The organism is Pseudoalteromonas lipolytica (genome assembly GCF_003515105.1).
In the GTDB taxonomy this organism is placed as follows: Bacteria; Pseudomonadota; Gammaproteobacteria; order Enterobacterales; family Alteromonadaceae; genus Pseudoalteromonas; species Pseudoalteromonas lipolytica.
This window is the reverse complement of record NZ_CP032090.1, coordinates 2,274,209-2,300,311: the sequence shown is the minus strand read 5'-3', so window position 1 is coordinate 2,300,311 and position 26,103 is coordinate 2,274,209. Positions and strand designations below refer to the sequence as shown.

The window sequence follows — 26,103 nt, the reverse complement described above, 5'->3', positions numbered from 1 at the left end:
GTAATTTCATTAAAACGGATTAAGGTTTAAATGAATGTAGTCTGTTTTGTGCTTTTAACACACCATCTTTTGCAAGAATTTCCATACAACGAACTGCCTCATCAATAGCGGCATCCATTTTTTCTTGATCTTCTTTAGCGGCTTTACCAAGTACCCAGCCTGTCACCATTTCTCGGTGACCCGGATGACCAATACCGATACGAAGGCGCATGAAATCTTTTTGGTTTGCCATTTTCGCAATAATATCTTTTAAACCATTGTGACCACCGTGGCCGCCACCTTTTTTTAGTTTAGCAATGCCGGGATCAAGATCCATTTCGTCGTGCGCTACGAGAATGTTCTCAACAGGGATTTTAAAGAAATTAGCGAGACTACTCACCGCCTTACCACTTAAATTCATGTAAGTAGTTGGGATCAGTAATTTAAATTCTTGGCCTTGAATGATCACTTTGCCAGTGAGGCCGTGATATTTAGGATCGTGTTTGAGTGTGCAGTTATAGCGTGCTGCGAGTTCTTCAATGAACCAAGCACCTGCATTATGGCGTGTATTTGCGTATTCGGGGCCTGGATTAGCCAGGCCCACAAGCATTTGAATAGAATTCAAGGTGTGTACACCTTAAAAATTATTCTGCAGCGTCTTCTGAAGCTTCTTCAGCAGGAGCAGCTTTGTTAGCTTTTACAGTAACAATTGACTGATCGTGGTCTGCACCTTTAGCTAGCTCAACAGATGAAACACCTGCAGGTAGTTTAAGGTCTGAAAGGTGGATTGAATCACCTGCAACTAAATCAGCAACGTTAACTTCAACGAACTCAGGAAGTGACTTAGGAAGACACGTGATTTCGATTTCAGTTAATTGGTGAACAACAGTGTTACCTGCTTTAGTTACTTTCTCTTCACCGATGAAATGTACTGGCACTTTAGTGTGAAGTTTGTGAGAAGCATCTACACGTTGGAAGTCTAAGTGAGTGATCTTAGGCTTGAACGGGTGACGTTGAATATCTTTAAGGATAGCTTCAACTGACTCACCGCCAATGTTTAAAGTAAGGATGTGCGTGTAGAAACCTTCGTCTTCTTGCGCTTTGATCATATCTTTGTGTGCAAGAACGATTGATGCAGCTTCTTTGTCAGCACCGTAAAGGATTGCAGGAACTTTATCTTCACGGCGTAGGCGGCGGCTCGCACCAGTACCTGTTTCTGTACGTAATTCTGCATTGTATGTATAAGTTGACATAATGTCTCCAAAAATTAAAAGTCTTAGGGCCTTTGCGACCAAGGTCCCCAGCCAAAAGGCGCGCTATCATACCACCACTTTGAGGGAAAATAAATAACGACCACAAAAAAAGCACCTAGACGGTGCTTTTTGGCTATCACTGCGTGTTTATTAGTGTTCAAACATCGCTGAGATAGATTCTTCGTTGCTGATACGACGAATTGTTTCAGCAAGCATATCTGCAAGCGTAAGCACTTTGATTTTATCCAGTGCTTTAAGCTCATCAGACAGTGGAATTGAGTCAGTAACAATCACTTCGTCGATGACCGATTCACGGATGTTTTCAGCTGCGTTGCCAGAAAGTACAGGGTGAGTTGCGTATGCAAATACACGCTTAGCACCATGTTCTTTAAGTGCAGCTGCCGCTTTACACAGTGTCCCGCCTGTGTCGATCATGTCATCTACGATGATACAGTCGCGACCTTCAACGTCACCAATAATGTGCATTACTTGTGAAACGTTAGCTTGTGGACGACGCTTGTCGATGATAGCAAGGTCTGTATCGTTTAATAGCTTCGCGATTGCGCGAGCACGAACAACACCACCGATATCGGGTGAAACAACAACAACGTCATCGAAGTCGCGTTCTTTCATGTCTTCTAATAGCACTGGGCTACCGAATACATTATCAACCGGCACATCGAAGAAACCTTGAATTTGTTCAGCGTGTAAATCAACCGTAAGAACACGGTCAACACCTACACTTGATAGGAAATCTGCAACGACTTTAGCTGTGATTGGTACACGAGCAGAACGTACGCGACGATCTTGACGTGAGTAACCAAAGTATGGGATTACTGCAGTAATACGTCCAGCAGACGCACGACGTAGGGCATCAACCATAACGATAAGTTCCATTAGGTTATCGTTAGTAGGGTTACAGGTTGATTGAACGATGAAAACGTCAGAGCCACGAACATTTTCATTAATTTGAACACTGATCTCACCGTCACTAAAACGGCCAACAACAGCATCGCCTAATTCAATATACAAACGTTTTGCAACTTTTTGAGCTAGCTCAGGTGTTGCGTTACCAGCGAAGAGCTTCATGTCAGGCACGGTAGGGTTCCTCAGGCACTGAATTTTGGGACTAACAGGCTTTGGTAGGCACCAAAGCAGGTTAACTTTTACATTTACTTGTACGTTACTTCATTTCAAAGTGAGCATTTAATGCTGTATGAGCAGGAGAAAGTGTAGCACTAGTTGCTACAAAACCTGTCCACTTTTCTGGCAACTGAGCTAAAACTTGTTCTGCCTCGGCCTGAGTTGAAAACTCAGCAAAGCAGCAAGCGCCCGTGCCAGTCATCTTTGACGGAGCGTATTTTAGCAACCACTGGAGGGCTTTTTCAACCTCGGGGCAGAGCTTTTTGACCAAAGGCTCGCAATCATTGCGTAAATTTTCTGTTTGCCAATCAGCTTTTAGCTTGGCTGTGTCGCGTTTTAAATCAGGGTGAGTAAAGATTTCTGCCGTACTCACATGCTCGCCAGGATGCACAACACAGAACCAACCTGGGGTTAATTCAACATTATGTAATTGCTCGCCAATGCCATGCGCAATTGCGGTATGACCATTAATAAATACGGGCACATCAGCGCCAAGCGTGACTCCTAGCTGTGCTAATTCAGCCAATGACAGATTACAGTTCCATAATCTATTGAGTGCCAGTAAGGTGGTTGCCGCATCTGATGAGCCACCACCAACACCGCCGCCCATAGGCAAGCGTTTAACTAAATGAATGTTTACACCTTGCTGGCACTGACAATGTTGTTGCAATAAAAATGCGGCTTTATATATGAGGTTGTCGTGAGTAGGAATGCCTTGTGTGTCACCCGTGACGGTAATTTTACGGTCATCGGTGAGTGAAAACGTTAAGTCGTCACCAAAATTTAAAAACGTGAACAGGGTTTCGAGTTCGTGATAGCCATCCTCACGACGACCATTAATATGTAAAAACAGATTTAGTTTTGCGGGTGCTATTAAGGTGAGTGGAGCGTGCGAAGTTTCTGTCATGATTAATTAAACTGCCAATCATTAAGTTGAATTTTAATACGAATTTGCGGGTTTTTAAGGCTCAGCTTTGTTGGAAGCCAATAGCCATCTTGTTTTATATAATGAGAATAGGTGATTTGCCATTGCTGGCCGTTTTCAGCGTGCCATATTAGACTTGTTAAGCGATTGAGTTCGTCAAATTGGGTGTGTTCGTTGTCAGCGGTCCCTTTGAGCCATGTCGCTGCGTTATCGAGCGGAATAGTGAAACCTGTCAGCCGGTAAAGTAATAATGAGGCATCGCGGTCTGTGTAAACATCACCGTCGTATTCAATTTCAGCGCCATATGCATTTTGCTTTAGCGACAAAATACGGGTACCGATAAAACTGGTTAAGATCATGTCGCTGTGTAACTCGTCGTGTTGCCAATTGACGTTAGCTGATTGCCGTTGCTCTGAACTAATAAAGGCAATTTTTCCTTGTACTTGCCACTTGGCATGGTGATCAAGGCGGGTTTTCCAATCAGGGTAAACGTAGTCAATCGTTGATGTTTTTTGGGCGCAACCACTGATAAATAAAAAAAACATGAATAAAATCAAATATTGTTTAATCAAATGTCGTTCCTTACTTTCCATATTCCGCTGATTTTTGGTAAAATTAACGCCTTTACAGCTGGGCTTAGCAATATTTGGTACATATGACCATCGTAGCACTTGGTATAAATCACAAAACCGCATCCGTAGAATTACGCGAAAAAGTCGCGTTTTCGCCTGAGCAAATGTCTGAGGCGTTACAACAATTAAGTGGCCATGCGCATTTTAATGAAGCGGTTATTGTTTCGACCTGCAACCGAACCGAAATCTATTGTAGCCTTGCTGAGCGTAATTCCCAAACACTGTTGCACTGGTTAGCCAGTTTCCATGGTTTGGATGAACAAGAACTGAGCAGTAACACCTATTATCATGAGGGCGAGCAGGCTATTAATCATTTAATGCGTGTGTCGTGCGGCCTTGATTCCTTGGTATTGGGTGAGCCACAAATTTTGGGGCAAATAAAGCAAGCCTACCATAATGCAAAAACGCATGATGCCATTGGTGTGACATTTGACCGCTTGTTTCAAAAAACGTTCTCGGTAGCAAAACAAGTTCGCACAGAGACAGACATTGGTGCCAGTGCGGTATCCGTGGCTTATGCTGCTGTTAATTTAGCCAAGCATATTTATGGTAAGTTAGATAAAACCAACGTATTGCTGATTGGGGCAGGTGAGACCATTGAACTGGTGGCTAAACATTTATACCAAAATGATCCGCAAAAAATCACGGTGGCAAACCGCACCATCGAGCGTGCAAAAAGTTTAGCTGTCGAAGTTGACGCTGATGTTATTGCTTTGGCGCAACTACCTGAGCGTCTCCACGATGCCGATATTGTTATTAGTTCTACCGCGAGTACTTTGCCAATTATTGGTAAAGGGGTGGTTGAGCAGGCTTTAAAAAAACGTCGTCACAAGCCCATGCTGTTTATTGATATTGCTGTCCCTCGGGATATTGAGAGCCAAGTAGGCGAATTAGATGCGGCCTATTTGTATTCAGTAGATGACTTACAAGCGATAGTGAGCGAGAATATCGCCGCGCGCGAACAAGCGGCGCAGCAAGCGCAAATAATTATTGATGCGCGCACCAATGAATTTGTCATGTGGCTGCGCTCTCTCGATTCGGTCGATATTATTCGTCTGTATCGAAATGATGTACAAGATATTAAATCAGAACTTGTCGAAAAAGCACTTGGCCAGCTGCAAGCAGGCAAAGACGCAGAAAAAGTGATACTCGAGTTGGCAAATAAACTGACCAACCGCTTGATGCACGCACCTACCCGTGCTATTCAAGATGCGGCTAAAAATGGTGAAGCCGCTGAGTTAAGTCAATTAAAGAAAATGTTAGGTATTGATCAGGAATAGCCGTTAAATGAAAGAGTCTGTTTATAGAAAGTTAGAAACCTTAGTCGAGCGTTATGAGGAAGTGCAAGCGCTGCTAAGCGACCCCTCTGTGATCAGCGATCAAAATCGCTTTCGTGCCTTATCTAAAGAATATTCAGAATTAGAAGAAATTGTTAAAGCGTTTTTAGCGTACCAGCAAGCACAAGATGATGTCGCTGCAGCAGAAGAAATGCTAAAAGATTCTGATCCTGAGATGCGCGAAATGGCGCAAGAAGAATATAAAGAAGCAAAAGCACAAATTATTGCATTAGAAGATGAAATTCAGATTTTAATGCTACCAAAAGATCCGAAAGACAATAACAACGTCTTTTTAGAAGTGCGCGCAGGCACGGGGGGCGATGAAGCCGCTATTTTTGCGGGCGATTTATTCCGCATGTACAGCCGCTACGCAGAAACGAAAAAGTGGAAAGTCGAAATAGTGAGCACCAACGAAGGTGAGCACGGTGGCTATAAAGAAGTCATCGCACATATTTCGGGTGAAGGCGTGTACGGCCAGCTTAAGTTTGAATCAGGGGCGCACCGTGTTCAACGTGTACCAGAAACTGAGTCGCAAGGCCGTGTTCATACCTCGGCGTGTACCGTTGCGGTTATGGCAGAAGTGCCTGAGGCAGAGGCTATCGAAATTAACCCTGCAGATATTAAAGTCGATACATTCCGTGCGTCGGGTGCCGGTGGTCAGCACGTAAATAAAACTGACTCAGCAATTCGTATTACCCACCTTCCAACGGGTGTGGTCGTTGAGTGTCAGGATGAGCGTTCACAACATAAAAACCGTGCGAAAGCGATGTCGGTACTTGGTGCACGTTTACAACAAGCTGAAGATGAAAAACGCCAAGCGGCTGAAGCATCAGAGCGTCGTAATCTAGTGGGCAGTGGTGACCGTTCAGAGCGTATTCGTACTTATAATTACCCGCAAGGTCGTATTACTGATCACCGTATTAATTTAACACTGTATCGTTTAAATGAAGTTGTTGCAGGTGATTTAGGCTGTGTTATCGAGCCCCTAATGCAAGAACACCAAGCTGATTTACTTGCTGCGATGGGCGATGAATAATCGTGCCACAAAGCATAGAACAAGCACTGATTGCTGCGACGGCGTTATTAACGCCTAGCAGCGACAGCGCGAAACTAGACGCGCAAGTCCTGCTACTTTCTATTCTCGATAAACCCCGTAGTTACTTATTTAGTTGGCCTGAAAAACACCTAACGGAACAGCAAGAAGCTGAGTTTAATCGTGCATGCCAGCGTCGCTTGCAAGGTGAACCTGTCGCGCATATCACCGGCATTAGAGAATTCTGGAGTTTGCCACTAAAGGTGAATGCCACCACTTTGATACCTCGTCCTGATACGGAAACGCTGGTTGAGTATGCACTGGGGCTTGAATTACCCCATGCTTCAAATGTGCTCGATTTAGGAACAGGGACGGGGGCAATTGCGCTTGCACTGGCCAGTGAAATGCCCAATTGGCAAGTATTAGGGGTTGATAGAGTACCCGAAGCCGTTGCGCTTGCTAACGAGAATCAACAACGACTTAATATTAACAACGCCACTTTTGCTTTAAGTAATTGGTTTAGCGCTGTAAACCATAAAAAGTTTGATCTGATTGTTAGTAACCCGCCGTACATTGAATACGATGATGAACATTTGAGCCAAGGTGACGTGCGTTTTGAGCCCTTGTCAGCCTTGGTGGCTGATGATGATGGTATGGCTGATATTAAGCAAATAATTACAATGGCACGTGACTATTTAGCAACAAATGGCTATCTTTTAATTGAACATGGCTACCAACAAAGTGTTAAAGTTCAAGAATTTTTTGCACAAATGTCGTATAGCCATATACTTACAGTTAAAGATCTTGGCGGTAATGACCGTGTAACGTTAGCACAATGGCCTAAATAAAATAACAGAACACTGTGCGCATATAGCCTTTGAGGGTCCCAAACAATGGATGATTTTTTGTTTTCGGATGAAGCACTTGATGATGTATCAGAAGTGGTTCAGGGTAGTTGGAAAGTCATCGTCGTTGATGACGAACCAGAAGTACATGCCGTAACAAAGCTTGCGCTCAGTGACTTTGAATTCCAAGACAAACGTCTTGAATTTATTAGTGCTTACTCAGGTGAAGAGGCAAAGCAATTAATAGAGCAGCACCCAGATGCAGCCATCGTATTACTCGATGTAGTCATGGAAACCGATGATGCTGGCCTGCGGGTTGCAAAATATATTCGTGAAACTGCAAAGAACAATCATATTCGTATTATTCTTCGTACGGGCCAACCCGGTCAGGCACCGGAAAGACAAGTAATCGTTAATTATGATATTAACGATTACAAATCTAAGACAGAGCTGACAGCACAAAAGCTCTTTACAGTGGTGATGTCGAGTTTGCGTTCGTATCGCGATATCTTATCTATAGAGCAATCACGCCAAGGCCTTGAAAAAATTATAAAAGCATCGCGTGATATTTTTTCTACTCATTCATTAGAGCACTTTATTGAAGGGGTGATGCAACAACTCACCTCATTGCTCGGAACAGTAGAGCAAGCCGTGTATGCTACGAGTCTGGTGGCAAGTAACCCGCTCGATAACCAGAAAAAACTCGTTGTATTCTCAGGCAAAGGTGAGTTTGAACGCAGCGAAGGTAAAGCGATTGAAGAGGTGCTCAATGAAGAGCAGCTACAAGCTTGTCAGCAAGCGCTAAGAGAAAAAACCATCGTTTACCGTGAAAACTACTTATTTGCGTATTGCAGCAGTGAATACAATCATAATTCTATGCTGTTTATTTCGGGTATTCCAAAGCACTTATCCGATACACAGCGCCACCTCATCGAGATATTTTCACAAAACGTGCAACTTGCTTATGAAAACGTTCAGCTTCAGGCTGAAATAGAAGCAACTCAACAAGAACTGGTGTTTAGATTAAGTGAAGCGCTTGAACAACGCTCTACCGAAACAGGAAACCATGTAAAACGTGTGTCGCACATTTGCTACGAATTGGCTGTGGGCTATGGATTACCGAAGCGCGAAGCTGAATTAATTCGACATGCAGCTCCTCTTCATGATGTTGGAAAGGTTGGGATACCCGACGCTATTCTCAATAAACCAGGGCCACTCAGCGATGAAGAGTGGGCAATCATGAAACAGCATGCAGAAAAGGGGCACCGAATATTAAAAGACTCGTCACGTGATATTGTTAACACAGGGGCTGTTATTGCGTTATCTCACCATGAGCGTTGGGATGGCACAGGCTATCCTGCAGGCTTAAAAGGGGACGATATCCCGATTGCTGGGCGCATTGTTGCACTGGCCGACGTGTTTGATGCACTACGACACAAGCGTTGTTACAAAGAGCCTTGGTCTCTTGAAGATGTTGTAAAAGAGATAAACGCTCAGCAAGGAAAACAGTTTGATCCAAAGTTAATAGATGTGTTTAATCAACGCATTAAAGAAATAGAAGACGTACTTGTACGTTACCCAGATTAATGACAATTAGAATTGAGGCATATGGATTATTTAGCAGTTAAACACACTCACATGTTACTCGCTGTGTTGAGTATCATTTTATTTTACGTTCGCTCTTTTTCGCGATTAAAAACAGCCACATTAGCAAAGAATAAAATCGTTTTTATTGGCAGTCATAGTATCGACACGTTGTTGTTGGTTTCTGCTATTGCATTGATTGTAATGGCTGGGTTTAACCCGCTAGAGCAGTCGTGGTTGCTTGAAAAAATTATTTTAGTGATTGCCTATATCGCTTTAGGAATTGTTGCAGCCAGACAAAGCTCACAATCGGCACGTGTCATTTTACTTGTTGTGACAACCTTCATTTTACTTGCGATTGGGTATCTCGCCTCTGCAAAGAACGCTTTTATCCTGTAAACATTGAAACGCGGTATATCGACTGTTAACCGTTATACCGCTGCTCACTTTCTCTTTTCAAGATTGGCAACTGACGCTAAAAGTAGGTAAACTAGCATCTCGTTTTCGAAAGAGATGTTGCAGTATAAATGACCACCCCTTGGTTTGAAGATCACAATGAATCCTATCAAGATGAGGCCTTTGACGCATTTTCTTCAAACGTGCTTTATCGTTGTATCGATGCTGAATTAACGTGGGACACACAGGTAGATTTAACTGCTTGTTATGACACATTAAATGAGTTTGAAGATACCGTATCAGCACTTTGTACTGAATTTAAAGAGCCACACGAGCGTCTAGATAAACTTCTTGATACCTTTTATCAGCAATGGTTGTTCAGTGCCTCAAGCCTAAAAGTGCCTGAGTACACGTTAAACAGCTTTAGCTACACCATTACGATGCGTAGTGGTACACAAACCACACTGGCGATATTACTTTGTCACTTATTACAGCACGCTGAATTTGATGCCACAGTGACTTTAAGTCAAGGTGAAGTTCATATTCATGTCGCAATAAGCGAAGAAGAGGGCTATTTAATTGAGCCAAGTACGGGCCAGCAAAGTTGGTATATTACCCCCGAAAATGCCTGTGAAGAGAATGGTGATGAACAAGAACCACTTGAGCTAATTTTTGAAGAAGAGCTTTATAAGCTGTATTTAGCACAGCAAAAGTGGTCGTTTATCAGCGAGAGCAAGTTTGGTCATGCCCTTCATTGCGTTGACATGTTAATGGAACTACTCGGTGATGACCCCTATGAACGCCGTGACCGAGGGTACCTGCTTAATCAATTAGATTGCCCTAAAATGGCCCGTGACGATTTGCAGTATTTTATTAATGAATGCCCAGATGATCCGGCCATAGAGATTATTCAGCATCAAATTGCTGAAATCGAAGATAACAATAATACACACCACTAAATTAAAGGAACATTTATGACTGACGCCCACAGTGCGCTTATTACCAATGACGCAGTCGTACTTGGTTTGCTTGCCGTTATTTTGGGGTTTATCTTTAAAACCTCACACAGTAATAATGCGGCATGCCGAAAATTTTATAAATATGTACCCGCACTCCTGCTGTGCTACTTTTTACCCTCGTTATTAAATACTTTTGGGATTGTTGATGGTCACTCGTCGAATGTTTATTTTGTAGCATCTCGCTACTTATTACCGGCTTGTTTAATTCTGTTAACCATTAGCATTGATTTAAAAGCCATTTTAAACCTTGGTCCGAAAGCGTTAATCATGTTCTTAACCGGTACCATGGGGATTGTGATTGGGGGCCCGTTAGCGATTTTAGTGATGAGCGCGGTCTACCCTGAAGCCGTTGGTGGTCATGGCCCCGATGCGGTTTGGCGCGGTATGACAACTATCGCAGGTAGCTGGATAGGCGGGGGCGCTAATCAGGCCTCAATGAAAGAAATGTTTGAAGTTGGTGGGGATATTTTCTCGGCAATGGTAACGGTTGATGTCATTGTGGCTAACTTATGGATGGCTGTACTGTTACTGATGGCTGCTAATCACAAAGCCATTGATGCCAAAACGGGGGCAGACACCCGTGCAATTGAAGAGCTTAAAGAGCGTGTTGAAGCCTATCATGCTGAACATGCACGTATGCCAACACTTAATGATTACATGACCATTATTGCGATTGCCTTTGGTATAACGGGCTTGGCGCATTTTTGTGCGGACTTTTTAGGGCCGTATTTTGGCGCTAACTTCCCATGGGCACAAGAATATAGTTTAAACAGTAAGTTCTTTTGGCTAATTGTAATTTCGACGACAATCGGGATTAGCTTATCGTTTACTAAAGTACGTCATATCGAAGCATTTGGTGCATCAAAAGTGGCTTCAAGCTTCTTATATATTTTGGTGGCATCAATTGGTCTTCACATGAATATTACGGCTATTTTTGATTCGCCAATGTACTTTGTTTTGGGTGTGATCTGGATGTTAACACACGCAAGCTTAATGCTGATTGTAGCGAAATTAATTAAAGCGCCTTTATTTTATATGGCCGTTGGGTCTCAAGCGAATGTAGGCGGGGCAGCATCAGCGCCCGTAGTTGCCTCAGCGTTTCATCCATCACTTGCCCCTGTTGGTGTTTTACTGGCAGTTTTGGGCTATGGTGTCGGAACCTATATGGCATATATTTGTGGATTAATGCTGCAAGCTGTTGCACCTTAAGGAATAAAAAATGAACAACCAGTTAATTAAAATCAACGAGATTGAATTAGCGAACGACAAACCCTTTGTGTTGTTTGGTGGTATGAACGTGCTTGAGTCTCGCGACCTAGCAATGCGCATTGCTGAGCACTACGTCGAAGTAACCTCGAAGCTAAATATCCCATATGTTTTTAAAGCGTCATTTGATAAAGCAAATCGCTCATCAATTAACTCTTATCGTGGCCCGGGGATGGAAGAAGGGTTAAGAATCTTCGAAGAAATTAAAACAACGTTTAACGTGCCACTCATCACCGACGTGCATGAGCCACACCAAGCTGCGCCAGTGGCAGAGGTAGTTGATGTTATTCAATTACCTGCTTTCTTAGCACGCCAAACTGATTTAGTTGTCGCGATGGCGAAAACAGGCGCAATTATTAACGTGAAAAAACCACAGTTTTTAGCACCGCACGAAATGCGTCATATCATTAAGAAATTTAATGAAGCAGGCAACAATAATGTGGCGCTGTGTGAGCGTGGTACAAGTTTTGGTTACAATAACCTTGTTGTTGATATGCTCGGTATGGATGACATGAAGCCAATGGCTCCGGTTATTTTTGATGCAACGCATGCGTTACAACGCCCGGGTGGCCGTGCTGATTCGGCTGATGGTCGTCGTGCGCAAGCGGCAGAGCTTGCTCGCAGTGGTATGGCATTAGGTATTGCGGGTCTGTTTATTGAGGCGCATCCTAACCCTAACGAAGCAAAATGTGATGGCCCTTGCGCCCTTGCACTAAGTAAGCTTGAAGGTTATTTAACACAAATGAAAGCGGTTGATGATTTAATTAAAAGCTTTGCACCGTTAGACACCAGCGCAAGCGATTTATAGAATACTCAGTATTAATGAGTATTTAATGACGAAAAAGGCGACCAAGGTCGCCTTTTTTTATTTGTATCGCTATAATCGACGCATAAGAAAAACTAATTCTAAGCTTGGTGTTTATGTCTCGTCGTGTCCCTCCCTTAAATGCACTAAAAGCGTTCGAAGCTGCAGCGCGTCACTTGAGTTTTACCAAAGCAGCTGAAGAGCTGTATGTGACACAAGCCGCGGTCAGCCACCAAATTAAAACGCTGGAAGAGCATTTAGGCCTTAAATTATTTCTTCGTAAAAATCGTTCGCTATTATTAACGGAAGAAGGGCAAGGGTACTTTCTCGATATTAAAGAGATATTTACTCAGCTGATTGATGCCACTGAAAAGTTATTAGCACGCGGGGCAAAAGGGTCTTTAACGGTTAGTTTAACGCCCAGTTTTGCTATTCAATGGTTGGTGCCAAGGCTTAGTTTATTTAATGAGTTACACCCTGAAATCGATGTGCGAATAAAAGCACAAGACCAAGACGAAAATTCATTGTCTGATGATGTAGACATTGCCATTTACTATGGTCGTGGTCATTGGAGTGGCGTACAAACTTACAAGTTACACACAGAATACCTTGTGCCGTTATGCAGTCCCATGCTGCTAACAGGGCCTAAGCCTTTAAATCAGCCGAGTGATTTGGCTAACCATACTCTGTTGCATGACACAACGCGTAAAAATTGGAAAACGTGGATGAAAACAGCCGGAGTGCGTAATGTCCAAGTAAACCAAGGTCCTATTTTTAGTCACTCATCAATGGTGCTCCAAGCGGCAGTGCATGGTCAAGGCGTGGCAATTGGGAATAGTGTCTTAGCAAAACCCGATATTGATGCCGGGCGTTTAGTGATTCCGTTTAATCACTCATTAGAAAGTAAAAATGCCTATTATTTAGTGATACGCGAATCGCAAACAGAACTGGGGAAAATAGTTTCTTTCAAAGACTGGATGCTGAGCTTAGTTGAACAAGAACAAGAGTATTAACATGTTACAGTGGTTTAAAAGTGCAACGGGTGATGCCCGTGCACAGTTTATATTTGCTCATGGCGCAGGGGCGGGAAGTGACTCAGCGTTCATGCAAAATATGGCAACGTTAATTAGCCAGCATCAGATTGATGTGGCGTTATTTGACTTTCAGTATATGCAAATCGCAAAACAGACCAATAAACGCAGGCCCCCAGATCGTGCCCCTAAACTGCTGGCTTATTTTGCTGAAGTGTTAGCGCATCGTCAGCCAGATTTACCTGTATTTATTGGCGGAAAGTCGATGGGCGGTAGAATGGCTTCTATGCTTTGCACACAAGAGGACGCTGTAGAGGTTGCTGGTGTTGTTGCGTTTGGCTACCCGTTTCACCCTCCCGGAAAACCCGATAAGCTTCGTATCGATCACTTCATCGATATGCCATGCCCCTTTTTAGTACTTCAAGGTGAACGCGATACTTTTGGTAATCAGCAAGAATTAGCCGAGCTTGAAATGAATAATCCGCCAGAAATTAGCTGGCTAAAAGACGGTGATCATTCATTAAAACCGCGTAAGAAAAGTGGTTTAACTGAAGACGATAACTTACAACACGCTGCGAACCTTGCGGCCCAATTTATACTTAAGTTGATTGATGGAGATTCACAATGATCAAACTTTATTTAATCGCGGGGAGTCTGTTTTGCATGCTGTCGGTTGTGCTAGGCGCGTTTGCTGCGCATGGTTTAAAAAGCCGCGTATCGGACTATGCATTAGGTATTTTTAAAACAGCTGCAGAATATCAAATGGTGCACGGCTTGGGCTTAATCGCCATCGCGATTTTAATTAAGTGGGGAATGAACTTAAGTTGGGCTGGTGGCTTTTTTATCGCCGGTATTTTGTTATTTAGTGGCAGCCTATATTTACTCGCATTAACAGGTGCGAAATGGCTTGGTCCAATCACACCCCTAGGCGGTGTGTGCTTTATTATTGGTTGGACTATTTTATTAGTTCAAGCCGCACGGTATAAATTTTAAGGGTTATCTATGTCGAGTGTTGTTATTTATTGTCGCAGTGGGTTTGAAAGCGACGCTGCCGCTGAAATCACTTTTCAGGCTGCGGAACAAGGGTTTGCGGGCTATGTAAAAACGAAGCCGAACACTGGAATTGTCGTCTATGAATGTTTTGATCCGAGCCATGGCGATGAAATCATAAAAAAAATAGATTTCAAAAACATGGTCTTTGCCCGCCAATGGTTTACCGGTACTTTAGTCGATAATATGCCGCTTGAAGACAGGGTCAGTGCGATTGTGAATGCAACCGTTGATTTTCCATCCTGTGGTGACCTACGAGTTGAAACCCCAGATACCAATGAAGGTAAAGAGTTGTCTAAATTTTGTAAAAAGATTTCGACACCGCTAAAAAAAGCCCTCGAAAAACGCGCGACGGTTACGCGTGAACTTGCGGATAAAAAGCCTGTGCTGCATGTACTCTTTTTAAGTAATGACACTGCGTATGTAGGGTATTCGTATACTTTTAATAACTCGCCATTTTTTATGGGTATCCCACGCCTGCGTATGCCAAATGACGCACCAAGCCGTTCAACTCTTAAACTTGATGAAGCGTTTAATGTGTTTATTCCGCCTCATGAAGCCGAAGACCGTTTGCAGCCAGGAATGCGAGGCGTTGATTTAGGGGCGTGTCCGGGTGGTTGGACATACCAATTGGTTCGTCGTGGTATGTTTGTTAGTGCCATAGATAACGGCCCAATGAACGATGATTTAATGGAAACCGGACAAGTAAAACATTTCCGTGTTGATGGCTTTAAATACCGTCCTGAAAAGCGAAATATTCATTGGTTAGTATGTGATATGGTGGAAAAGCCAGCAAAAGTTACTAATCTTATGATTGATTGGGCCGTGAATGCATACGCAAAAGAGCTTATTTTTAATCTTAAACTGCCAATGAAAAAACGCTTCGACAGTGTTTATGAATGTTTAAAGATGATTAAGGAAGAGCTTGAAAAATACGGCGTTAGTTATGAGCTTCAGGCAAAACATTTATACCATGACCGTGAAGAGGTTACGGTTCATTTAAATGTCACAAAGGTGCCGCAAAGCCTATACAGTTAAATAGAGGATAGCAAAATGGGGAATAGAATAGTAACGGTTTGGTTGTGTATTTTATTCCCTATTTTCTTAACCGCGTGTGGGGGCGGAGGCGGCAGCGATGAGCCTGCATCTGCCAGTAACCAAGCGCCACAAGTCACGGTGTCGGGCAACAGCCAAGTCAATGAACTTTCTACACTGACGGTTGCGGCATCAGCAAGTGATTCAGATGGCTCTATTAGCCGCTTTACATGGCAGCAAACAAGCGGCCCTACAGTCAGTATAACCAGCAGTAATGAGCAACTCACTGTTGCTATTCCCGCCGTAAACGAAGATACCCCCATCAGTTTTTCAGTCACCGTGACTGATAATCAAGGTGCGACAGCCAGTGCCTCGTATACAGCGACCATTGTTAATGTTAATCAAGCACCGAGTATCGTTGTACAGGGCCCACAAATCTCCCCCTCTAGCAATATAATAACACTCAGTGCAAATGCCACCGATGTTGACGGTGAAGTCCTGAGTTATAACTGGAGTCAAACAGCTGGGCCAAGTGTGGTATTTAGTAATGGCAGTAGTGAAATCAGTTTTACGACCCCTTCAGTGAGCAGTAATACAGAATTGGCATTTACTGTGCGCGTGACAGATAACTTTGGTGAGCAAACAAGCACAGATTTTAGTGTTGTGGTCAGTGCCAATATTGCTCCTTCAGTATCAATTTCTGGGCAGCAAACAATCCGAGAAGGGGTGGAGGGCACATTAAGTGCGGTTGCCATTGATAGCGATGGCAGCATTACAAATTACAGTTGGAGCCAAGTATCAGGCCCTACAACTTCATTTACTGCCAGTGGTAGCGAATTGATGTTTACAGCCCCTGAAGTCGATGCAGATAGCGGCGTGCGTTTTCAAGTCATTGTTACAGATAACGACGGGGCTACACGCTTGGCCGAATATGATGTCGTGATTGAAAATTTTGTAAATGTTGCCCCAGTGATTACGGCTGACCCTATTGCCAATATTACTGAGCTCACTGAGGCGTCAATCAGTGTTATTGTGACCGACACTGATGGCACAGTCAGTGAAATTGCGTGGCAGCAACAAAGTGGACCCACACTAAACTTTGTTCAAAATGGCCAAGCAATTAGTTTTACAGCCCCCGAAGTGTCTGTAAATAGTGAGATCGTATTGTTAGTCACGGCAACCGATGACATGGGGGCGATATCATCGTTAACGCTGACGTTTACGATTGTACATGTCAACAAAGCGCCCACTATTGACGCTATTGCCTTTACTACGGAGTTTAATCAACCGAGGGATTTCACGGTTAACGTAAGTGACGCTGACGATGATGAGTTATCGGTTACTTTTGCCAGTGACATTGGGGGAGCAACCATCACTACGCTCAATGCGACACGTTTTAATTACCAATATCAGCCAGCAGAAAATAGTATTGCTCAAGCCCCCTTCAAAGTGACCGTATCAGATGGTGTTGACAGTAACGAGGCGACAGTCAGCGTTACAATCACAGACACAACAGCAGCCACTGTCGTGAATGTGAGCCCACAGGATAACAGTCAGGCGGTGAGTGCAAACGCGCGTATCTCATTTTCGTTATCTGACGTAATGAAGACCACAAGCTTATCGTTTAATGAAAACGAAGGGGTGTGTACTGGCTCAGTGCAATTATCAGCAGATAACTTTAACCGTTGTTTAGCGCTTAGCTCACTCGTCTTATCAGGCCCAGAAGCGAATACCAGTGAATACTTTAACGGTGCTGAATTTACGGCTGCTTTGAGTGAGTCAACACAATATCAATTAAGGCTGACCAGTGACTTAGTTAATTTTGCCGATACGCCCGTCTCTGCGCAGATTATTACAACATTTACGACGGGCAGCGAAGATTTAAAAATCACCGAGGTGGTGGCGATTCGATTTACGAACGACACCCCATGGTTTGAACTTTACAATGGCACTAACAGTGATGTGAATTTGGTTGATTACAGCGTCAGGGTTAAGAGTCGTGATAGCGCGGATAATAGCGTTGCGGCTTCAACGATTTTTACTCTACCTAATCAAATTCTTGCTGCCGGTGAGTATGTGATTATTCACAGTCGCTTTGGGGATTCATTATTTTATGATGCTGCTGATCAGAATAAATACATTGCCTTTATTGGAGACGTTGGTTCCACCGTTCGCCCTTATTGGTTTTTAAATGGGTTTATTGAATTACTGACGAGCGATCAAGCTCAAACTATTGACTTTGTTCGCTTTGGAAATGATACAACGGAACCGACATCGGTGGGTCAATGGCAAACGGGAGCGGCACCCACAATCTTGAACTTTACGGGCTCAAGTATCAAGCGTGACCAGAGCAGCACAGATACGAATAGTGCCACCGACTGGACATACAGCACCTTTACCACTCCTGGGGGGGTCAATGATATCACGTGTTCGTTAGATGAAGACGAAGACGGTATTCCTGATTGCTCAGAGCAACCAGGCTCAACATTTGCTGGATTACCACTTTATGATTGGGGAGCCAGAGCAAATCAAAAAGATTTCTTTATTGAAGTAGATTACATGGACAGCAGTGATGCAGGCATTACACCTCACAGGACGGCGCTTGAAAAAGTGGCATCGTCATTCGCTGCAGAAAACATCGTGGTGCATTTTGATGTGGGTGATTTGTTTCACCAAGCTGAGGGGGTATCACCTGCTGATCATGATTTAGGTGGCGGTGACCGTGTTATCTTTAGGCAATATACACCGTATAGCTTTAACCAAGGCGTTGAGAGTTTATTTCATTATAAAATGGCTAATTTCGATATGCGCCGTAAACCGATTTTTCATTACATGTTAATGGCGAATAGCCGCAATGTCGATGGCAGTGCAGGGTCATCTGGCGTTGCCGAAATTAACGGTAACGATTTAATGATAAGCCTTGGTAACTGGGGCTTGTCGTTGGACAATCAAATCTCAACCAATTTAGCCTATAACTACCAGGCTGCGACAATCATGCATGAACTGGGTCATAATTTAGGGCTTGACCATGGCGGTAATAATGCCGTGAACTATAAGCCGAACCATCTAAGTATTATGAATTATCTTTATCAATTACGCGGTTTAGCGACAATAGGAAATAATGAAGGTGACCGTTATTATTCAAGTCGTTATAGAAACAACCCAAATTGTGGTGTGCAAACAGCCGACCTTATTAATGGCCCACAAGGGTCGCCTGATAACTTTGTGATGTCGTTTTCTCATGGCTTCGGAAATGCACTCGACGAAGCAAATATTAATGAAGCAAATGGCTTGGGCTACCCAGGTTCCACTGCGATAGACTATAACTGTAATTTAGATGTTACTGAAACCTTAAGCCAAGACACCAATGGCGATAGTAACATTGCAACGTTGAGTGATGTTGATGAGTGGAGTCTTATTGAGCTGCGCTTTTATACCTTTTTCTCGGGTAACCGTTTAGGAATTAATACTGTTCAAAATGATCAATCAGAAGTGTCTCAAGTGCCTGTGCAACACATCATTGAAGAGCAAGCTCCTCCACGTTATTTATTAGAAGAGATCAAAGCAGTAAGAACATCACAAGGTGAAAACCCATGAAGTCCTTCGTGTATATAAGTATGATGTTCGCGCTCTGTGGCTGCAAGCCTGCTGCAGATTCTGCATGGCAAATGTCATCAAGACTTAGCTTTGATGGTTACCCGATTAATTGGCAAGCAGAATCAATAAAAGGGTGTGAACAATGTGAGTTTAAAAAAGAGCGTCTGTTGGAGCCCGATGGTGTCAGTGATGTTATTACTGTTTTTCAGCAAGGGCAGTGGCGTGCAGAACACCGACAATCTCATCAAGCTCGTATTGTCTTTGAAAATGGCGCGCATTTTTTACTTGTTAAAACACGGGAAGATGGCTTATTAGAATTAGAAAACAAGCACGCTGAACTTAAAATAATCACCAAGCTTGCACAACCGTTCACAGTCAATATCGGCGAAAATACGTATGATGCGGTTATTAGTAAATTTGAAGAACCGCGTTCTGATTTAGGTCTTTCAGACCCTTTACCGGTGAAACTCGATTACACGGTACTAAAAAGCCAATAGTGTCACTATTGGCTTAATGGCTTTTAAGATTTAACGGCGGTATTTACTGCGGTAATTATCAACCCATAAACGGGTGCCTCCGCAGACTGCAACAGGCATCACAATTAAATTAACAAAGGGGATTGCTGTGAGCACCATAACGGCAAGGCCAAAACCATAAGAGAGAGTTTGTTTTTCTTTTAAATCATCTTTCATATCATTAAAGCTGACTTTGTGATTGTCAAATGCGTAATCCTCATATTGAACGGCATACATCCAACACGTAAACAACACCCATAAGAGTTGACCAATAACAGGTAAAATCCATAGCAAGATAAAAAAGCCAATTGCTCTTGGTAAGTAATAGCAGAGTTTTGTCCATTCACGCCCAAGCATTCGTGGCACATCTTTCATGGTATCAAGTAGCCCATCATCATTGACTTTTTGACCCGTCAAAAATAGCTCGACTTTTTCACTCAGCAAGCCATTAAAGGGGGCGGCAATAAAATTGGTGATGACGGTGAACAACATACTGTAGCTAAATAAAATCACTAATACGGCAATAGGCCACATTAACCATTCAAGCCAGCTAAGCCACTCTGGTAACAGCGAGTTTAAATAGGCAAAGCCATCGGTAAGCCAGCCGTATAAAAAGAACAGTGAGCTGCCAAAAAGTACGATGTTGATTAATAAAGGAATAAGTACAAAACGTTTTAACCCTTTTTGGCTAATTAATTTAAAGCCAGAAAAGAAGTATTCCATACCTTGAGTAAACTGCACGCGATAACCTCTCATTATTACTTCGTGTTTGCAGTATATGATTTTCACTGTATTTGAACAGCCTTTTTCCGTAACAAAGTGTTTTTTCAGTTACATAGCAAGGAACTACGCGGTAGTATGGTAGTCATACGTACCGATAAGAACGAATAATGAAAACAGCACTAGAGGATCAGACGATGATCCGATATTATTGTTAACAGAATTAACAAAAATGACATATTCAAGATGGGAGTTTTATGCAGTTAGTCGATTTAAATCCACATGATCCTGAAGTAGTACACGTGTTTTCTGATATAGACCGACTTATAAACTCTTTATATCCAGTTGCAACCGCACAATCATTAAGCGTCGAAGAATTAGCAGAACCTAACGTGTATGCAATTGGCTTAAAAAACGAGGATGGTATTGTTGCCTGCGGTGCTATTGTGATGCAAGAAGGGAATCCGCCTTATGGCGAAATTCGCCGTTTGTATGTAAAACCAAGCTATCGAGGTAAAGGGTTATCACGTCGTATTATGCAAATTTTACTGCATCATGCGGGAGAGCAACAAATTCCCCTTATTCGCTTGGAAACAGGCCCTAAGCAAACAGAATCAATTAGTTTGTATGAGAACTTGGGGTTTCATCGTTGTGGGCCGTTTGGTAATTACACTGAAAACCCACAAAGTTTATTTATGGAATTAGGGCTTAATCAATAACGAGTTAACCTAATCACATTATTTATGGGGTTATTGTTATAGTTAAATTATGTGCGCGTCTGTTTGGCTTTTTGTCGCTTATTGTACTCAGTGCATGTGGCGATACTAAACAGTCAGACACGGTGCGTGTATCCCCCGAGCAACGTAATAAACATAGCCCTTCTGACCTTGTTGTTGGCAGTAATACCTTTTATTTCAATTCATGCCATTCGGTAACCGGTGTTTTTAATGACAAGGGTGAAATTACCTCGCGAATTATATTGAAAATACCGCCTCGCTTTTTGAGTACTTGCTCCAGTTCAACTGAAAACCCGCGCCAGTTAGAGTTTGATGGCACCTACCTGATTGTTAAACTCTGTCGTGTTGCCTTTGGTGCCGGAGGATGTGGGGTTGAAAAATACAGAAGTAAAGACTTTGAACATTGGCAAGAGTATATCGGTATCACGTGGCGTAATGGTGAGCAATATGAAGCGTGGCGACAGTTAGGGTCTTCCTCTGCAAAGGCTGACGAAATTATTCACGTTAAGCACTGAGAACGCCACGTACTAAACACGTTATTAAATACGCTGATTCTTCAGCCAATGTAATCTACAACTTAATCAGTTTCTCACATCAAAAATCACTCGTTACGAGTAAAAATACTTGTTGGACTTAAGTCACTATTTTTCTTTTAATGCGCGGCAATACCCTTGCCGATTTTGGCACCATTAAATAAAAGAGAAAGATAGATGAAAGAGACAACATCACTAGAACAAGCTCGCACGAGCTACAATGTTCGTCATTGGAGCCAAGGATTCTTTGGTATAAATGATCAAGGTGATGTGTATGTTGCGCCAAAGGCCCATGCCCCAGAGCAAACCATTGCACTTATCGATATAGCACAGCAACTACAAGACAAAGGTTTAAGTTTGCCGGCGCTTGTGCGTTTTCCTCAAATTTTACATCACCGTGTACACAGCCTGTGTCAGGCATTCAATACGGCGATTGAAAACTATGGTTATCCGAGAGATTACCTGCTTGTTTACCCAATTAAAGTGAATCAACAACGCGAAGTGGTTGAGGAAATTGTGGCAAGCCAAGCCGATGTTGAGAAAAAGCAATTAGGTTTAGAAGCGGGCAGTAAACCCGAACTACTGACTGTTTTAGCGATGGCAGAAAAAACCAGTGCAGTGATTGTATGTAATGGCTACAAAGATCAAGAGTATATTCGTCTGGCACTTATCGGCGAAAAACTGGGTCATAAGGTTTACATCGTACTGGAAAAGCTATCTGAATTAGACATGGTGCTCAGCCAAGCAAAAGAGCTAAACGTGAAGCCTCGTATTGGTATTCGTGTTCGTTTAGCGTCACAAGGTAAAGGCAAGTGGCAAGCGAGTGGCGGCGAAAAATCAAAGTTTGGTTTATCGGCATCGCAAGTACTGAGCGTGGTAAATCGCTTAAAAGCGTCTGAACAATTAGATTTAATTCAGCTTGTGCATTTTCACTTAGGGTCGCAAATGGCCAATATTCGTGACGTACGTTTAGGCGTGAGCGAAGCGGCACGCTTTTACTGTGAGTTGCGCAAGTTAGGTGCGCAAATAGAGTGCTTAGATGTGGGTGGTGGCTTAGCAGTTGATTACGATGGCACACGCAGTCAATCACATAACTCGATGAACTACAGTCTTAGCGAATATGCGAATAACATTGTTTACACCATTGGTGATACCTGTAAGCAGTATGAGCAACCAATGCCGCGTATTATTTCTGAATCTGGCCGTGCGCTGACTGCGCATCATGCGGTATTGATTTCGAATGTGATTGGTACTGAAAGCTACGAGCCTGAAGATATTCTTGCGCCTGCGGCCGATGCACCTCTTTTATTAAACAATATGTGGACATCGTGGCAACAGCTAAGTGGTGATAACGACGACCGTGCGTTGATTGAAATCTACCATGATAGTCAAAGTGATTTAGCCGAAGCGCATAATCAGTTTGCACTGGGTTTACTTGATTTAACAGAGCGTGCATGGGCGGAACAAGTTAACCTTCGTGTCTGTTATGAACTTAACAAACACATGGATAATAAAAACCGCTTTCATCGTCCAATTATCGATGAATTGAACGCGCGTTTAGCAGACAAGTTTTTTGTGAACTTTTCATTGTTTCAATCTCTACCTGATGCATGGGGTATTGACCAAGTGTTCCCTGTTTTGCCATTGAGTGGTTTAACAGAAGCACCACAAAAACGTGCTGTACTACTTGATATTACGTGCGATTCAGATGGTGCCATGGAGCACTATGTGGATGGCCAAGGCATTGAAAGTACGCTACCTGTGCCTGCATATAGCGAAGAAAAACCATATTTAATGGGCTTTTTCTTAGTGGGTGCTTATCAAGAAATTTTAGGCGATATGCACAATTTATTTGGTGACACACACAGCGCAATTGTGAAAATGGATGAGCAAGGTCAGGCAGAGATCACTGAAATTAACGAAGGTGATTCGGTGGCTGACATGATGCGTTATGTGCATTTAGATGTAGAGAGCTTCCAGCAGTCTTATGCTCAGCTGGTGGCTACAAAACTGCCAGAAACTGAACAGCAAAGCGTGTTAGACGAGCTGCAAGCTGGCTTAAACGGTTACACTTATTTAGAAGAGTTATAAGCAATGTCGACATTGTTTGACCATACAGATCATTCGTTATATTCAAACGGCATGACGTTTTTACGCCAGCCAATGGTGCAAAACATCACTGCAATTGATGCGGATGTCGTGGTATTAGGTTTACCTTTTGACTTAGCAACATCGGGGCGTCCAGGTGCGCGACTAGGTCCAGACGCTATACGTCGCGCCTCTGTACACCTTGCATGGGAAGAAACCAAATACCCTTGGACATTCCCATTGTTTGAGCGCTTAAAGTTAGCGGATGCAGGGGATTTTACCTACCCCGTAGGCGACCCTGAGTATTTCACTGCGCAGCTTGAATTAGCGGCTGAGCAAATTTTACGTCAAGGTAAAACGTTACTAGGTTTAGGTGGCGACCATTTTGTGACGTTGCCATTGCTGCGCGCACATGCCAAACAGCATGGTAAAATGGCTTTGGTGCATTTTGATGCGCACACAGACACTTACAGTAATGGTTCGCGCTATGACCACGGTACTATGTTTTATCATGCGCCGATGGAAGGGTTGATTGACGTTGACCACAGTATTCAAATTGGTATTCGTACTGATTTTGATCAGAGCAAACATGAATTTGCGGTCATTGATGCTATGGCAGCAAATGACCTGTCGGCAGATGTGATTGCAGAGCAAATTAAAGCGCGAGTAGGGGACTTACCTGTTTACCTGACTTTTGATATTGATTGCCTTGACCCCGCATTTGCACCAGGAACTGGTACACCAGTATGTGGCGGTTTAACCAGTGATAAAGTGTTAAAAATATTAAGAGCGCTTAAAGGCATTAACATGGTGGGTATGGACGTGGTTGAGGTTTCACCCTCGTATGATCAAAGTGAGCTTACAGCCATTGCGGCAGCCACGATTGCTAATGAGTTACTGCATTTGTGGGCCTTAAAACACAAATACTAAATGTGAGATGCAAAGAGCGCCCTTAGGCGCTCTTTTTTATTGGCAGTAAGTTTAAACTTAGGCGCTGCGAACATCGACCCTTAATTTTAACTTTTGGCCTGGTTGAATGTATTTTTGCCCAGCCAACGAGTTCCACTTTATAATATCATCCACAGAGACATTAAACTTAGCAGCGATACGTGCTAATGAATCGCCACGGCGAACTTTATAGGTAATGGTGCGCTCGGTCGTTTTAGTCGCTGCAAGCTGTGTTTTTTCATCTTTATACACCGTTAGTGTTTGACCAACACGTAACACTGCATTTTTCTTAAGATTATTCCACTTAGCAAGTTCAGCAATTGTGACATCGTATTCGCGGCTTATGTCCCACAACGTGTCACCACTGGCTACTTTATGGCTCAGTTTTTTTCGCGTTGCTTTATTTGCAGCCATGCGAACAGAGTCTGGCAGGTGTTGGCTGTTAATTTCGCCATCACTTAAAGGCACTAATAATTGTTGCCCAACACGTATTGTGTTTGATGACAATTTATTGAGTGTTTTAATCGCTCCCGCACTGGTTGAAAACTTTTTCGCAATAACCGATAAGCTATCGCCGCGCGCCACAACATACTGTTGCCAGCGTAAACGATCTTTTTGCTCTGTTTTTGCCAATTTCTCAGAGAAGGTGTCTATTTTATCTGATGGTAATAATAAGAAATGCGGCCCATTCGGATCGGTTGCCCAGCGGTTAAAACCGGGGTTCAAACGGTATAACTCCGTTAAGCTAATACCTGCCATATCTGCAGCGAGGGCTAAATCAATTTGACTTCCTACGTTAACGACATCGATAACTTGTGCATTAATAATCGGTTGCCACTTAATACCAAATTCATCGCTACGTTTAACAAGATCAGAAAGTGCGAGCAGCTTTGGTACGTAAGAGGTGGTTTCTTTGGGTAAATCTAACGACCAGAAATCGGTCGGTAAATGCTTCTTACGGTTCTTTTTAATCGCTCTTAGTAAACGACCTTCACCTGAATTATAGGCTGCAATTGCATTTAACCAGTCACCTTCTAAGGTCTTGTGCAAATAGGATAAGTAATCCAAAGCAGCCCGCGTTGATTGCACGATGTCGCGACGACCGTCATACCACCAGTTTTGTTTTAAATCGAAACGCTCGCCTGTTTGTGGCATAAATTGCCATATGCCTGATGCACTGCGATGTGAATAACCAAAGGGATCAAATGCACTCTCAACAATTGGCAGCAGTGCAATTTCGATAGGCATTTCACGTTTTTCGACTTCTTCAACAATAAAGTAAAGATAAGGCTCGGCACGTTTGGCGATACGATCTAGGTATGCTTGATGGCGTGCATAATAGTTACGCTCGGCGACAACAGGGCGATTTTGCGGTACATCAATAGACAGCTGGTAGCGAATACGCTCCCATACATCATCAAATACTGGGGGGGGCTCATCAGTATCAGCTAATTGCTGATACTGTGCGTTGAGCATCAATGCATCATTGATGTCACTGGGGCTTGCACCTGCAAGCTGTTGCTCAACACGGTTGTCATTATCTGACCCAGCAGTGTCAGTTGCTGTTAATTGACAGCCACTCAAAACCAGTGCAAGCGTTAAAACTAAAGGGGACTTATACATATATACCCA

At 43.1% G+C, this 26,103-nt stretch carries 25 protein-coding genes; 18 read left to right on the top strand and 7 right to left on the bottom strand.

The window, feature by feature from the left end; translation table 11 throughout:
- Positions 1-19: 19 nt before the first annotated feature.
- From pth to lolB, 5 genes are all read right to left on the bottom strand, one after another.
- Positions 20-604 carry an aminoacyl-tRNA hydrolase gene (pth, locus tag D0907_RS10445; RefSeq protein WP_036967395.1) on the bottom strand — a complete coding sequence of 195 codons (585 nt, stop codon included), beginning with the start codon at positions 602-604 and terminating at the stop codon, positions 20-22.
- 19 nt (positions 605-623) lie between these two features.
- The gene (locus D0907_RS10440) at positions 624-1,232 is read right to left on the bottom strand and encodes a 50S ribosomal protein L25/general stress protein Ctc (protein ID WP_036967397.1); all 609 of its coding nucleotides are present in this window, start codon (positions 1,230-1,232) and stop codon (positions 624-626) included.
- A 150-nt stretch (positions 1,233-1,382) separates the two neighbouring features.
- On the bottom strand, positions 1,383-2,330 hold the full coding sequence (locus D0907_RS10435; protein ID WP_036967404.1) for a ribose-phosphate pyrophosphokinase: 948 nt from the start codon (positions 2,328-2,330) through the stop codon (positions 1,383-1,385).
- 85 nt (positions 2,331-2,415) lie between these two features.
- Positions 2,416-3,282 carry a 4-(cytidine 5'-diphospho)-2-C-methyl-D-erythritol kinase gene (gene ispE / locus D0907_RS10430; RefSeq protein WP_036967407.1) on the bottom strand — a complete coding sequence of 289 codons (867 nt, stop codon included), beginning with the start codon at positions 3,280-3,282 and terminating at the stop codon, positions 2,416-2,418.
- A gap of 2 nt (positions 3,283-3,284) precedes the next feature.
- On the bottom strand, positions 3,285-3,872 hold the full coding sequence (gene lolB / locus D0907_RS10425; protein ID WP_036967410.1) for a lipoprotein insertase outer membrane protein LolB: 588 nt from the start codon (positions 3,870-3,872) through the stop codon (positions 3,285-3,287).
- An 83-nt stretch (positions 3,873-3,955) separates the two neighbouring features.
- Between lolB and hemA the strand changes: the two genes are divergently transcribed.
- The 14 genes from hemA to D0907_RS10355 all read left to right on the top strand — a co-directional run bounded on the left by hemA (position 3,956) and on the right by D0907_RS10355 (position 19,427).
- A complete protein-coding gene (gene hemA, locus D0907_RS10420; RefSeq protein ID WP_036967413.1) occupies positions 3,956-5,212 on the top strand; it encodes a glutamyl-tRNA reductase in 1,257 nt (418 codons plus the stop codon).
- Between the two features lie 7 nt (positions 5,213-5,219).
- Positions 5,220-6,305, top strand: coding sequence for a peptide chain release factor 1 (prfA, locus tag D0907_RS10415; protein WP_036967416.1), 1,086 nt, complete (start codon positions 5,220-5,222; stop codon positions 6,303-6,305).
- Between the two features lie 2 nt (positions 6,306-6,307).
- The gene (gene prmC / locus D0907_RS10410) at positions 6,308-7,150 is read left to right on the top strand and encodes a peptide chain release factor N(5)-glutamine methyltransferase (protein ID WP_065979337.1); all 843 of its coding nucleotides are present in this window, start codon (positions 6,308-6,310) and stop codon (positions 7,148-7,150) included.
- A 45-nt stretch (positions 7,151-7,195) separates the two neighbouring features.
- A complete protein-coding gene (locus tag D0907_RS10405) occupies positions 7,196-8,734 on the top strand; it encodes a DUF3369 domain-containing protein (protein WP_065979336.1) in 1,539 nt (512 codons plus the stop codon).
- A 21-nt stretch (positions 8,735-8,755) separates the two neighbouring features.
- Positions 8,756-9,130 (top strand): SirB2 family protein, encoded by a 375-nt coding sequence (locus D0907_RS10400; protein ID WP_036967427.1) that lies wholly within the window; start codon positions 8,756-8,758, stop codon positions 9,128-9,130.
- A 128-nt stretch (positions 9,131-9,258) separates the two neighbouring features.
- Positions 9,259-10,086: a tetratricopeptide repeat protein gene (locus tag D0907_RS10395; protein ID WP_036967428.1), complete on the top strand. Its 828-nt coding sequence runs from the start codon at positions 9,259-9,261 to the stop codon at positions 10,084-10,086.
- 15 nt (positions 10,087-10,101) lie between these two features.
- Positions 10,102-11,355 carry a DUF819 family protein gene (locus D0907_RS10390; RefSeq protein WP_036967429.1) on the top strand — a complete coding sequence of 418 codons (1,254 nt, stop codon included), beginning with the start codon at positions 10,102-10,104 and terminating at the stop codon, positions 11,353-11,355.
- A 10-nt stretch (positions 11,356-11,365) separates the two neighbouring features.
- Positions 11,366-12,220, top strand: coding sequence for a 3-deoxy-8-phosphooctulonate synthase (gene kdsA / locus D0907_RS10385; protein WP_036967432.1), 855 nt, complete (start codon positions 11,366-11,368; stop codon positions 12,218-12,220).
- A gap of 113 nt (positions 12,221-12,333) precedes the next feature.
- Positions 12,334-13,230 carry a transcriptional regulator GcvA gene (locus tag D0907_RS10380; RefSeq protein ID WP_036967434.1) on the top strand — a complete coding sequence of 299 codons (897 nt, stop codon included), beginning with the start codon at positions 12,334-12,336 and terminating at the stop codon, positions 13,228-13,230.
- Position 13,231: 1 nt separating this feature from the next.
- The gene (locus D0907_RS10375) at positions 13,232-13,876 is read left to right on the top strand and encodes an alpha/beta family hydrolase (RefSeq protein WP_036967440.1); all 645 of its coding nucleotides are present in this window, start codon (positions 13,232-13,234) and stop codon (positions 13,874-13,876) included.
- Entirely contained in the window at positions 13,873-14,241 is a 369-nt protein-coding gene (locus D0907_RS10370; protein ID WP_036967443.1) for a DUF423 domain-containing protein, read from the top strand. Before D0907_RS10375 ends, D0907_RS10370 begins: the two co-directional genes overlap by 4 nt.
- A gap of 9 nt (positions 14,242-14,250) precedes the next feature.
- The gene (gene rlmM / locus D0907_RS10365; RefSeq protein ID WP_065979332.1) at positions 14,251-15,336 is read left to right on the top strand and encodes a 23S rRNA (cytidine(2498)-2'-O)-methyltransferase RlmM; all 1,086 of its coding nucleotides are present in this window, start codon (positions 14,251-14,253) and stop codon (positions 15,334-15,336) included.
- A 15-nt stretch (positions 15,337-15,351) separates the two neighbouring features.
- Complete coding sequence (locus tag D0907_RS10360) at positions 15,352-18,930, top strand: PKD domain-containing protein (RefSeq protein ID WP_118844430.1); 3,579 nt, start codon at positions 15,352-15,354, stop codon at positions 18,928-18,930.
- Positions 18,927-19,427, top strand: a complete 501-nt coding sequence (locus D0907_RS10355) for a hypothetical protein (protein WP_118844429.1) — start codon at positions 18,927-18,929, stop codon at positions 19,425-19,427. Before D0907_RS10360 ends, D0907_RS10355 begins: the two co-directional genes overlap by 4 nt.
- Before the next feature lie 30 nt (positions 19,428-19,457).
- On the opposite strand, the gene cysZ is transcribed toward D0907_RS10355, so the two are convergent.
- A complete protein-coding gene (cysZ, locus tag D0907_RS10350; RefSeq protein ID WP_174403856.1) occupies positions 19,458-20,168 on the bottom strand; it encodes a sulfate transporter CysZ in 711 nt (236 codons plus the stop codon).
- A 254-nt stretch (positions 20,169-20,422) separates the two neighbouring features.
- Here cysZ and D0907_RS10345 point away from each other — a divergent pair, with 254 nt between their 5' ends.
- The 4 genes from D0907_RS10345 to speB all read left to right on the top strand — a co-directional run bounded on the left by D0907_RS10345 (position 20,423) and on the right by speB (position 24,453).
- Positions 20,423-20,884: a GNAT family N-acetyltransferase gene (locus D0907_RS10345; RefSeq protein WP_036967450.1), complete on the top strand. Its 462-nt coding sequence runs from the start codon at positions 20,423-20,425 to the stop codon at positions 20,882-20,884.
- Positions 20,885-20,955: 71 nt separating this feature from the next.
- Positions 20,956-21,417, top strand: a complete 462-nt coding sequence (locus D0907_RS10340; RefSeq protein WP_118844428.1) for a hypothetical protein — start codon at positions 20,956-20,958, stop codon at positions 21,415-21,417.
- 195 nt (positions 21,418-21,612) lie between these two features.
- A complete protein-coding gene (gene speA, locus D0907_RS10335; protein ID WP_065979330.1) occupies positions 21,613-23,526 on the top strand; it encodes a biosynthetic arginine decarboxylase in 1,914 nt (637 codons plus the stop codon).
- A 3-nt stretch (positions 23,527-23,529) separates the two neighbouring features.
- Positions 23,530-24,453, top strand: coding sequence for an agmatinase (speB, locus tag D0907_RS10330; protein WP_036967455.1), 924 nt, complete (start codon positions 23,530-23,532; stop codon positions 24,451-24,453).
- A 57-nt stretch (positions 24,454-24,510) separates the two neighbouring features.
- Here speB and D0907_RS10325 read toward each other — a convergent pair whose 3' ends face one another.
- Complete coding sequence (locus D0907_RS10325; protein ID WP_065979329.1) at positions 24,511-26,094, bottom strand: LysM peptidoglycan-binding domain-containing protein; 1,584 nt, start codon at positions 26,092-26,094, stop codon at positions 24,511-24,513.
- Positions 26,095-26,103 lie beyond the last annotated feature (9 nt).